This window comes from Candidatus Methylomirabilota bacterium, assembly GCA_036001065.1.
Taxonomy (GTDB): Bacteria; Methylomirabilota; Methylomirabilia; order Rokubacteriales; family CSP1-6; genus MNEF01.
The window spans coordinates 1-10,035 of the sequence record DASYUQ010000212.1 but is presented as its reverse complement, the minus strand read 5'-3'; the positions used below and the strand labels follow the sequence as shown (position 1 = coordinate 10,035).

The following is a 10,035-nucleotide window of genomic DNA, read 5'->3' as shown; positions in this document are numbered from 1 at the left end:
GGCGCTCCTTGAGGATGACGACATCGCCCTGGATCTCGTAGCCGGCGGCGTCGACGACGTTGAGGCCCTCGTTGAGGACGAGCTCCTGGCCGGGCTTGAGCATCTCGGCCTTGATGGCGGGATGGAGGTTGACCTTGACCTTGCGGCCCTGGGACAGGATGTTGACGGTCCCGTCCTCGTTGGGGGAGAGGTAGACGCCGTAGGTGGAGGGCGGGGCGCAGAGCTTGTCGACCTCCTCCTTGAGGGCGGTGATCTGCTCGCGCGCCTCGTAGAGGGCGTTCACGAGCTTCTCGTTCTGGTTGAAGGCCTGCACGAGCTGGCGGTTGGCCTCGCGGAGCTTGTTCTCGAGGACCATGAACTCCTTCGGCATGTCCTCGAGCTTCTTGCGCAGATGGGCGGTCTCGGCCTCAAGGGAGCGGACGTAGGCCTGGAGGTCTTGAACCTGGATCTCGTACTCCGTGAGCCGACGGCGCGTGCCGGCATCCGACATCGAGGCGGGGAGGAACTTCGAAAAACCTTCGCGACTCGGGCTACTCTTTTTCTCGAACTCCTTCATACCCCATCCCTTCTGTCCCGACGCCAGGTGAACGGCATGCGCACGATCATCCAGCTCGTGAATCGAGTATGGCGGCTGTAAAAAAGAAAGTCAAGGTTCAGGGGTGTTTATCGCTCGCGTGACCCATCACGTCGAGCCTCCTGACCCGCGAAGAGAGCAAATTTCATACCGGATGACGCTCACCACGTCTGCCTTCGAAACGGGTGGCGCATCGCTCGGGTTCCACGTATAAGAAAACCATGCTCGGGCGCCGCACGGTCGGCGTGCTCTGGATCGCGGTCGCTGCCTTTTTCGCATGGCTGTCCGCTCTTTCCGCCCAAACCGCGCCGCCGGCGCCACGCCGTGAAGTCCGCATCGGAATCCCGGGGCTTTCCACGACGATCGATCTCGGCACCACGCTCGAGGGCGCCGTCCCACTGATCGCGCGGCAGATTTTCGACACGCTCGTGACATATCGGGAAGGTACGACCGACATCGAGCCCGCCCTCGCCACGCGCTGGAGCATGTCGCGCGACGGTCTGGTCTGGAGCTTTACCCTGCGTGACAATGTGCGCTTTCATGACGGAACGGCACTTACCGCCACGGCGGTCGCGGCAAGCTTCGACCGCCATCTCCGCGTGGGCACCCAGCCCGCCGCCGCGGTGTGGGCGGCGCTACTGCGCGGCGCGCCGGGCGTCTTGAAAGAGGTGCGCGCGGTCGACGCCCACACGGTGCAGTTCACCCTCGTCCAGCCGTACGCGCCGCTGCTGACCGTGCTCGCGCATCCGGGGTTCGGGGTGGCGCGGCAGACGCCGGCGCCCGACGGCGGTGAGCGCCTCGTCGGTACCGGTCCCTACCGCATCGTCGACGCGTCCAACGGACGCCTTACCCTGGAGGTCGTCCTTGGCCACTGGGCGGGGCCGCCCCGGGCCGACCGCCTCGTCTTCCTCGACGTGGCCACCGATGACCACGCCGAGGCGGAGTTCGAGGCGGGGGCGCTCGACGTGTGGTTCCCGGCGGAGCCGCCCCGCCGCGCGCAGTGGACGCTCTCGATTCCGGGCCCGCGCGTCGGCTACCTGGCGTTCCAGACCGAGAAGGAGCCGTTTTCGCGCAAGAAGATCCGCCAGGCGGTGGCGGCGGCGATCGATCCGGCAGTCCTCGGGATCGCGCTCGACCGCGCGGCCGTGCCGCTGCAGTCGTTCCTGCCCCCGGGCGTGTGGGCGCGGCGCGAGGGGGGACCGATCCTGGGCGGCACCCGCAGGACGGTGGCCGGCCTCCTGAAGGAGGGGAACTGGCCGCAGGGGTTCACCCCGACCCTGCTGGCGTCGAGTGACGGCGGGCCCGTGCACATGCACGCGGTGGCCGAGGCGCTGCAGGTCAGCCTGCAGGGGGCCGACATCCCCGTAAAGCTCCGGGTGGAATCCGAGCAGGTCACCGCGGCCGCCCGCGCCGCCGGCGAGCACAACATGGTGCTCGCCGAGGCGAGCGTCACCGCCGGTGACCCCCACCTCTTCCTCTACCCGCTGTCGACGAGCGAGGGGGCGAGCCGGGGACGGCAGGCGCTCAACTTCTCGTTTTACCGGAACCCGCGGCTCGACGACGCCCTGATCCGGGCCAGCCAGCTCTCCTTCCGGCCGGAGCGCCAGCGGCTCTACCAGCGCGCGCAGGCGTTGCTGTCCGAGGAGTTGCCGTGGATTCCGCTGTACGTGCAGCTGCTCTGGGCCGTGGCGCGGCCGGACGTTCGGGGCCTGCGCCTGCACCCCTCGGGCTTCCACCGCCTCTCGACGGTGTGGCTCGAAGCCCCGACCCCGCGCCCCTAACGCCCGCCGCCCCGGACGGCGGCTATCTCTCCAGCCAGGCGACCATGGGCCGCCCGCCGTAGTCGTGGCCGATGTTCGGGGCAAGGTTCTTCACATACGGTTCCCAGGCCGCCATCGAGCTGACCGATGGCCCGTAGTGGTAATAGACCTGCTCGGCCAGATAGCGCTGGATGTCGTAGACGATCTCGCGGCGCCGGCCCACATCGAAGGTCCGGCGCTGCAGCTGGATCATTTCCGACAGCTTCGGATCGTTGACGCCCGAGGAGTTGAGGGGCTGGCCGGGCAGGTGGGCGAGATAGAGAAACAGGTCGGCGACGGGGGGTCCCCCCCCCGCACGCCGTGACCCGCCCGGTCGAACTTCCCGTAGATGGTGCTGGCCATGTAGGCCCCGAACTCCTTCTGCTTCAGCTCCGCCTCGATGCCGGCTGACTTCCAGTTCCGCATGGTGATCTGGAGCGCGTCCGCATAGTCCGGGCTCCAGCCGAGGGTCGCCTCCCGGGGGGGACCTTGAGGCCGCGGAGATGGCCAGCATCAGCCAGCAGGCGCTTGGCCTCGGGGAGGTTCTGCTCGTACAGCCGGCGGCCCTCCGGGGAGAGCTGGTCGATGGGAATCGACCATTCCCTCAGCGCGGCCGGGACGGTGGGGTTCGGGGCCCCGTGCCCGAGCGACCAGGCATGGTGGTTGACCGTCAGGTGGGGGTCGAACCCGGTCGCGGCGTCCTCCCCGCGGACTCGGAAGACCCCGCCCCGCTTCGGCGTTTGGGCCTCGGCCGGAGTCGGGAGTCGGATGGGCCCGCCCACGGTCGCCGCGGTGAGGGCGGTGGCGCCGAGCTTGAGGACGTCGCGACGATGCGGAGCTTCGCGCCCGGCCAGGCCGTCCATTGTTCTGTCCTCCGTCGTGCGCGCGAGCGGGTCAGGGGTTGACGCGATGCTGGCGGACCGCGTCCGGGAAGGGACGACGACGCGCGGGACTATAGGTCCCGACCCCGGCCCTGTCAAGGACGCCCGCCGGCGATTGCGTGGGCGCGCGTGCCCGTGTTACAAAGGGCCGTGCCCCCGCTTGGGGGCTCCCGTCTTTCAGGAACCGTATGCCGGCGATCGCGGAGACCACCGTCGAGAAGATCCACTGGGTGTTCCCCGAACATGCGGGGGCGCCCGGGCAGATCCACGGCGGCCGGATGATGGAGTGGATCACCGAGGCCGGCACGCTGGCGGCGGCGCGCCTGGCCCGCGGCAACGCCGTACTGGGGGCGATGGACGACATCGACTTCCTCCATCCCGTCAAGGTGGGCGAGATCGCTATCCTGCGCGCTCAGGTGGAATACGTGGGGCGCACCTCGCTGGAGGTGGGGGTACGGGTGTGGGCGGAGAACGTCGCCACCGGTGAGCGCAGCGTCACCCTGAACTCGCATCTGGTCTTCGTCAGCGTGGACGAGGACGCCCGTCCGCGATCCGTCCCTCACAAGATCGCGCCGGCCGACACGGCCGAGGAGGCGCTCGTCGAGGCCGCCCGCCGGCGGCGCCAGCAGCGTCTGGTCCGCTTCGCCCAGAAGGCGGCGCGCGTCAGCGACACCGGGAGTGACGACGACATCAGGTGGCGGTTCGAGTCGGTGCGCCCCGTGCTCCCCGAGGACGCGCTGTTCGGCAACATGCTGTTCCCCGGCAAGATGCTGCGGGCGCTCGACGAGGCGGGCGGGATCCTGTCGATGCGCTACTGCCGGGGTCTGGTGATGACCGCGTGCCTGGACGCGATGGACTTCTACTCGCCCATCTTCACGCGCGAGGTGGTCACGTTCAAAGCCGGGTTGAATCATGTCGGGACCTCCTCGCTCGAGATCGGCGTCAAGGTCCTGGCGGAGAAGCCCTGGACCGGCGAGGTGCGCCACGCCTGCACGGCCTTTCTGGCCTTCGTGCACCTCGGGCCCGATCGAAGGCCGCGTCCATGCCCGCCGTTCACGCCGGAGACCCCGGCCGAGCGGCGGCGCTGGGACGCGGCGCTGGCGCGACGCGAGCTACGCCTGGAGCGGGTGAAGCGGCTGCGGGCCGCCATTGGAGGTTAGGGCGATGTCAGGACACTCTCGCTGGGCCCAGATCAAGCGGAAGAAGGCCAAGACCGACGTCCAGCGCGGCAAGCTGTTCTCGAAGATCCTGCGCGAGATCACGGTGGCCGCCCGCAGCGGCGGCGGCGACCCCAAGGCCAACATGCACCTGAAGGCGGCCATCGAGGCCGCCAAAGAAGCCAACATGCCGCAGGAGAACATCAAGCGGGCCATCCAGAAGGGCACGGGGGAGCTGCCGGGCGAGTCCTACGAGGAGATCACCTACGAGGGATACGGCCCGGGCGGCGTGGCCCTGATGGTCCGGGTCCTCACCGACAACCGCCACCGCACGGCGCCGGAGATCCGCCACACCTTCGAGAAGTTTGGCGGCCACCTGGGCTCCTCGGGTGCCGTGGCCTGGATGTTCGAGCGGAAGGGGGTGATCCAGGTCGACGCCGAGAAGATCGGCGAGGACGAGCTCCTGGCCCAGGCGCTGGACGCCGGCGCCACCGACATGAAGCGCGTGGAAAAAGCTTTCGAGATCACCACCGCTCCTGGTGAAATGGACGCGGTACGCGCCGCGCTCGAGAAGAACCGCGTGCCGGTGCTCCAGGCAGAGGTGATGTTCGTGCCACAGTCGACCGTCCGGGTCGAGGGCAAGGACGCACCCGCGGTCCTGCGTCTCGTCGAGGCGCTTGAGGAGCTGGACGACGTCCAAGCGGTTTACGCGAACTACGACATTCCGGACGAGGTCATCGAGGCCATTTCGGCCGCCTGAGCGGCCGGCGGGCGGTCCCGGTGGCGCCCGCGTGCTCGGCATCGACCCGGGCCTCGTCGGCACCGGTTACGGTGTGATCGAGTCGGCCTCCTCCGGCGTCACCGTGCTGGACTCCGGCGTCATCGAGACGCGGGCCGACCTGGCGCTGGAGGAGCGCGTCCGGGCCATCTACGACGGCGTGTGGCGGCTGCTCGACAAGCATGCGCCGATCGCGCTCGTCCTCGAGGACCTCTACACCGAGTACCGTTTCCCCCGCACGGCGCTCCTCATGGCCCACGCGCGCGGCGTGGTCTGTCTGGCCGCCGGCCAGCGGGAGGTCGCGGTGCTGTCGCTGGCGCCCGCCGAGGTCAAACGCGCCGTCACCGGCAACGGCGCCGCCGCCAAGGAGCAGATCCAGCGCGCGGTGCAACGGCTGCTGGGCCTGGCCGAGCCGCCCCGCTCCTCGCACGCGGCCGACGCGCTGGCGCTGGCGCTCACGGGTCTGTCCCGCCTCGGGCACCTCCGGTGATCGCGTCGCTGACGGGTCTGCTCCGCCGCCGGCTCGAAGACCGGATCGTGCTGGAGACGGGGGGCATCGGCTACGAAGTGTTCCTGCCGCCCATCGTGCTGCGCCAGCTCGACCATCTCACGGCGGGCGACGGGGACAAGGCCAGCGAGCTGAGCCTCGTCACCCACTACCATGCCACCCGCGATCAGCCGCGCCCGGTGCTCATCGGCTTCACCGACGAGCTCGACAAGGAGTTCTTCGAGAAGCTCATCACCGTGAAGGACATGGGACCGATGGTGGCGGCGCGCGCGCTGGCCGCGCCGGTGGCGGAAGTCGCGGCGGCGATCGCCCGCCAGGACGAGAAATATCTAAAATCGCTGCCCGGGATCGGCCCCCAGAAGGCCAAGAACATCGTGGCCCAGCTCCACGGCAAGGTGGCGAAGTTCGCGCTGGTGGCGGGCCCGGCCGCCGACGGCGAGCCCGCGCCGGTGAAGGTCGCCCCGCCCCCGGAGGGCAACGGGCTCCGGGAGCTCGTCTGGGAGGTCCTCGTCAAGCAGCTGGGCCACCGCCCGAGCGAGGCCTCGCAGCTCATCGAGGACGCCTTCCGGCGCCGACCGGCCATCGGGAGCGCCGAAGAGCTGTTCGACGAGATCTACCGGGGGGCCAAGACGTCGTGAGCGCGGCCGCGGCGCCCGACGACGCGAAGATCCTCAGCCGGGCGGCGGCGCCGGAGGAGGCGCAGTTCGAGCGGCAGCTCCGCCCGCGGTCCTTCGACGAGTACGTGGGACAGGAGCAGGCGGTGGCGAGCCTCCGCGTGTCGGTCGAGGCGGCTCGGCGGCGGGGCGAGTGCGTGGACCACGTGCTCCTCTACGGACCGCCCGGCCTCGGCAAGACGACCCTGGCAGGCGTCATCGCCAACGAGATGAGCACCAATCTGGTGACGACGTCGGGGCCCGCCATCGAGCGCGGCGCCGATCTGATGGGCATCCTCACCAACCTCAACGAGACCGACGTGCTGTTCATCGATGAGGTGCACCGGCTGCCCCGGGCCGTGGAGGAGCTGCTCTATCCGGCCATGGAAGACTTCACCGTCAACTTCGTCATCGACCGGGGCATGCACGCGCGCACGCTCAAGTACGCGCTGCGCCCGTTCACGCTGGTCGCCGCCACCACGCGGCCCGGCATGCTTTCGGGGCCCCTCCGCGAGCGGTTCGGGATCTTCCACCACCTCGACTTCTACTCGGAGGTGGAGCTGGAGCGCATCGTGACGCGCTCGGCCTCGATCCTCGCCGCCGCCATCGATCCCGCCGGCGCCGCCGAGATCGCGCGCCGCGCGCGCGGCACGCCGCGGATCGTCAACCGGCTGCTCCGGCGCGTCCGCGACTACGCCCAGGTGAACGGCGACGGCGCGATCACCTCCGGGATCGCCCGCGACGCCCTCGATCGCGAGGGAGTGGACACCCGCGGGCTCGACCGCCTCGATCGCCGCTTCCTCGCCGCGATCATCGAGCACTATGGGGGCGGCCCCGTCGGGATCGAGGCGGTGGCGGCGACCATCAATGATGAGGCGGAGTCGCTCACCGAGTTGGTGGAGCCGTACCTCCTGAAGATCGGGCTCCTCGTCCGCACCCCCGGGGGACGGCGCGTGACCCGCGAGGCCTATGCGCATCTGGGCAAGCAGCCTCCGGCCGGGGCCCCGGCCACGGGCCAGGCCGGGTTGTTCGAATGAGTGATGTCGGCAAGCTCCTGATCGTCTTCGGACTGCTGATCGCCGCCGTGGGGGCGGTCCTGGTGCTGGCGGGGCGGATCCCCTGGGTCGGGCGGTTGCCGGGCGACATCTATATTCAGCGCGGCAACTGGACCTTCTACTTCCCGCTGGCGACGTCCCTCCTGCTGAGCGTCGCCCTGACGCTCCTGTTCTGGCTGATCGGTCGCCGGTGAGGATCCCGGTCGGAGTACTGGCGCTCCTGGCGGTCCTCACGGGCCCCGCCTCGGCGTCGGACGCCATCCGCGTCGCCCTCCAGGAGTCCGTCCGCCTGACCGAGGTGCGCGGCACCGACATCGAGATCTCGGCGCTGCCCGCCGGCGCCCCGGGCGAGCTCGACCGCTGCGGCGACTGCGCCCGCTGGCGCGCCGACGTCGTGCGCGCGGTGTGGGCGGGCTCGGCCATCGAGATCGCCGGCCAGCGAGCGGCCGCCGTTCGGCTGCGCAGCGAGCGGCCCATGCGCCTGGGCGGGCGGGAGTACGGGCCGGTGGTGGATTTGATGACGAACGGTGAGGGCATCGCGGTCGTCAACGAGCTGCCGCTCGAGGAATACCTGGCGGGTGTAGTGCGCGCCGAGCTCGGCGAGGCCTGGCCCCTGGAGGCGCTCCGGGCCCAGGCGATCGTCGCCCGCACCTACGCCGCCTACCGCCGCATCATCAGCGCCGGCAGGCCCTACCACATCACGGCGTCCACCGCCCACCAGCAGTACGCCGGGCGGGTGCCGCCCTCGTCTCCCATCTGGGGCGCGGTGCGGGAGACCGCCGGACAGGTGCTGCGCTGGGAGGGCGAGCTGTTCCCGGCCTTCTATCACACCGAGAGCGGCGGCTACACGGAGGACCCGCGCACCGTCTTCGCGGCCCGCAACATGCCGGCGCTCAAGCCGGTGGTCTGCCAGTTCTCGGCGGGCTCGCCGCACTTCTACTGGACCCTCGACCTCCGCCTCGCCCAGCTCAGCGAGCTGCTGCGCCGCCACGGGACGGACGTGGGAACCGTGCGGGCCATCGAGGTGACGGAGCGGACGCCGTCGCTGCGGGCGACCCTGGTCAGCGTGCGGGGCACGCACGGCGTGGTCCGGCTGCGGGGCAACGACTTCCGCCGCATCGTCGGCTACGACACGCTCAAGAGCACGCTGTTCGCGGTCGCCGTGGATCGCGAGCTGGCGCGCTTCACCGGCCGGGGCTACGGCCACGGCGTCGGTCTCTGCCAGTGGGGCGCTAAGGGCATGGCCGAGCAGGGCTACCCGGCCCGCAAGATCCTCGAGTTCTACTATCCGGGAGCGACGCTCGGCCTCCTCGACGGGCGCTGACGCCATCACGATCGGCTGGGCGGACTTCGAGAAGGTCGACATGCGCGTGGGCGTCGTGACCGACGCCCGCGAGTTTCCCGAGGCGCGCCGTCCCGCCTACCGGCTCTGGATCGACTTCGGTCCTCTGGGCGTCAAGCGCTCCAGCGCGCAGATCACGCGCCATTACCGCCCGGAGGACCTCGTCGGCCGGCGCGTCGTCGCCGTCGTGAACTTCCCGCCGAAGCAGATCGGCCCGTTCGTGTCGGAGGTGTTGGTGCTGGGGGCCTACGACGAGGCCGGCGAGGTGATCCTGCTCCATCCCGACCGGCCCGTCACGCCGGGCGCCCGGATCGGGTAGAGTCCACCGTCATGAAGCTCAAGGATCGGATCGCCCTCGTCACGGGCGGCGGGTCGGGCATCGGTCGCGCCATCGCGCTGCTCTTCGCCGAGGAGGGCGCGCGCGTCGTCGTCAACGACGTGAACCTCCCCGCCGCCGAGCAGACGGTGGCGGCGATGGAAGCGGCGCGGGGCCGCGCTGTCCGCGCCGACGTCGCCGACAGCGCGCAGGTGCGGGCGATGTTCGCCGAGATCGAGCGCGAGTTCGCCACCCTCGACATCCTGGTCAACAACGCCGGCATCGCCCCCGCCGGCGCCGAGTGCGAGGCGATCGGCCGCAGGGCGGAAATGCGCCTGGCCGAGCTGCTGAGCGGGCAGGGGGTCAAGACCCACTGGGACATCACGCAAGCGATCACCGACGAGGCCTGGCGCCGCATGATCGCGGTCCACCTCGACGGCACCTTTTTCTGCACCCGGGAGGCGCTCCGGCTCATGAGCCGGCGCAACCGCGGCGTGATCATCAACATGTCGAGCGTCGCCGCGTTGATGGGGGTGGAGAGCGCTTCCCACTACAGTGCCGCCAAGGGCGGCATCCTCTCCTTCACGCGCGCGGTGGCGCGCGAGGTCAGCTCCCGCGGCATCCGGGTGAACGCGATCTGTCCCGGCTTCATCGATACGCCGATGACGGCGCCGATCCCGCCGCTCATGCGGACGGCCATCGTCGCCGGCACGCCGCTCGGCCGCTGGGCGGAGCCGGCGGAGGTGGCGACCACCGCGCTCTTCCTCGCTTCCGACGACAGCTCGTTCTTCACGGGCCAGTGGCTCTCGCCCAACGGAGGACTCTTCACCGGCTAGTGCCGTTCCAACTATTCGCGCCAAGGGAGGCGCCGTGTACTACACGTACGTGTTGCGGAGTGATCGAGATCAACGGCTCTACACCGGAACGACGCACGACCTCCGCACCCGAATCAAGCTGCACGCTGACGGAAAG

The 10,035-nt window shown here is 70.2% G+C and carries 13 protein-coding genes; 10 read left to right on the top strand and 3 right to left on the bottom strand.

Translation table 11 applies throughout. The features are described 5' to 3' along the window. A partial coding sequence (locus VGV13_20540) for a hypothetical protein (GenBank protein HEV8643473.1) occupies positions 1 to 556 on the bottom strand: 556 nt, incomplete at its 3' end. 239 nt (positions 557 to 795) lie between these two features. Between VGV13_20540 and VGV13_20535 the strand changes: the two genes are divergently transcribed. Then, positions 796 to 2,355: an ABC transporter substrate-binding protein gene (locus VGV13_20535; protein HEV8643472.1), complete on the top strand. Its 1,560-nt coding sequence runs from the start codon at positions 796 to 798 to the stop codon at positions 2,353 to 2,355. A 22-nt stretch (positions 2,356 to 2,377) separates the two neighbouring features. Here VGV13_20535 and VGV13_20530 read toward each other — a convergent pair whose 3' ends face one another. Together VGV13_20530 and VGV13_20525 are read right to left on the bottom strand one after the other, a co-directional pair. Then, complete coding sequence (locus VGV13_20530) at positions 2,378 to 2,587, bottom strand: hypothetical protein (protein HEV8643471.1); 210 nt, start codon at positions 2,585 to 2,587, stop codon at positions 2,378 to 2,380. A gap of 172 nt (positions 2,588 to 2,759) precedes the next feature. Further along, entirely contained in the window at positions 2,760 to 3,236 is a 477-nt protein-coding gene (locus VGV13_20525; protein HEV8643470.1) for a twin-arginine translocation signal domain-containing protein, read from the bottom strand. A gap of 206 nt (positions 3,237 to 3,442) precedes the next feature. Between VGV13_20525 and VGV13_20520 the strand changes: the two genes are divergently transcribed. The 9 genes from VGV13_20520 to VGV13_20480 are packed head-to-tail and all read left to right on the top strand — an operon-like array spanning position 3,443 to position 9,899. Further along, on the top strand, positions 3,443 to 4,414 hold the full coding sequence (locus tag VGV13_20520; protein ID HEV8643469.1) for a hotdog domain-containing protein: 972 nt from the start codon (positions 3,443 to 3,445) through the stop codon (positions 4,412 to 4,414). Positions 4,415 to 4,418: 4 nt separating this feature from the next. Continuing rightward, complete coding sequence (locus VGV13_20515; protein ID HEV8643468.1) at positions 4,419 to 5,171, top strand: YebC/PmpR family DNA-binding transcriptional regulator; 753 nt, start codon at positions 4,419 to 4,421, stop codon at positions 5,169 to 5,171. A gap of 31 nt (positions 5,172 to 5,202) precedes the next feature. After that, on the top strand, positions 5,203 to 5,679 hold the full coding sequence (gene ruvC / locus VGV13_20510; GenBank protein ID HEV8643467.1) for a crossover junction endodeoxyribonuclease RuvC: 477 nt from the start codon (positions 5,203 to 5,205) through the stop codon (positions 5,677 to 5,679). Continuing rightward, positions 5,676 to 6,335, top strand: a complete 660-nt coding sequence (ruvA, locus tag VGV13_20505) for a Holliday junction branch migration protein RuvA (GenBank protein ID HEV8643466.1) — start codon at positions 5,676 to 5,678, stop codon at positions 6,333 to 6,335. The genes ruvC and ruvA overlap by 4 nt, the downstream gene beginning before the upstream one ends. Next, positions 6,332 to 7,387, top strand: a complete 1,056-nt coding sequence (gene ruvB, locus VGV13_20500; protein ID HEV8643465.1) for a Holliday junction branch migration DNA helicase RuvB — start codon at positions 6,332 to 6,334, stop codon at positions 7,385 to 7,387. Before ruvA ends, ruvB begins: the two co-directional genes overlap by 4 nt. Next, positions 7,384 to 7,599 (top strand): DUF2905 domain-containing protein, encoded by a 216-nt coding sequence (locus tag VGV13_20495; GenBank protein HEV8643464.1) that lies wholly within the window; start codon positions 7,384 to 7,386, stop codon positions 7,597 to 7,599. Before ruvB ends, VGV13_20495 begins: the two co-directional genes overlap by 4 nt. Next, the gene (locus VGV13_20490) at positions 7,596 to 8,729 is read left to right on the top strand and encodes a SpoIID/LytB domain-containing protein (GenBank protein ID HEV8643463.1); all 1,134 of its coding nucleotides are present in this window, start codon (positions 7,596 to 7,598) and stop codon (positions 8,727 to 8,729) included. The genes VGV13_20495 and VGV13_20490 overlap by 4 nt, the downstream gene beginning before the upstream one ends. Continuing rightward, on the top strand, positions 8,692 to 9,066 hold the full coding sequence (locus tag VGV13_20485; protein HEV8643462.1) for a tRNA-binding protein: 375 nt from the start codon (positions 8,692 to 8,694) through the stop codon (positions 9,064 to 9,066). Before VGV13_20490 ends, VGV13_20485 begins: the two co-directional genes overlap by 38 nt. Positions 9,067 to 9,077: 11 nt before the next feature. After that, positions 9,078 to 9,899, top strand: coding sequence for an SDR family NAD(P)-dependent oxidoreductase (locus VGV13_20480; protein HEV8643461.1), 822 nt, complete (start codon positions 9,078 to 9,080; stop codon positions 9,897 to 9,899). The last annotated feature ends 136 nt before the right edge of the window (positions 9,900 to 10,035 follow it).

Bases quoted from the DNA above. Each gene is read 5' to 3' on its own strand.
- VGV13_20515 (HEV8643468.1), top strand. From the start codon at position 4,419: ATGTCAGGACACTCTCGCTGGGCCCAGATCAAGCGGAAGAAGGCCAAG.
- VGV13_20530 (HEV8643471.1), bottom strand. From the start codon at position 2,587: ATGATCCAGCTGCAGCGCCGGACCTTCGATGTGGGCCGGCGCCGCGAG.
- VGV13_20480 (HEV8643461.1), top strand. From the start codon at position 9,078: ATGAAGCTCAAGGATCGGATCGCCCTCGTCACGGGCGGCGGGTCGGGC.
- VGV13_20525 (HEV8643470.1), bottom strand. From the start codon at position 3,236: ATGGACGGCCTGGCCGGGCGCGAAGCTCCGCATCGTCGCGACGTCCTC.
- VGV13_20535 (HEV8643472.1), top strand. From the start codon at position 796: ATGCTCGGGCGCCGCACGGTCGGCGTGCTCTGGATCGCGGTCGCTGCC.
- VGV13_20520 (HEV8643469.1), top strand. From the start codon at position 3,443: ATGCCGGCGATCGCGGAGACCACCGTCGAGAAGATCCACTGGGTGTTC.
- VGV13_20495 (HEV8643464.1), top strand. From the start codon at position 7,384: ATGAGTGATGTCGGCAAGCTCCTGATCGTCTTCGGACTGCTGATCGCC.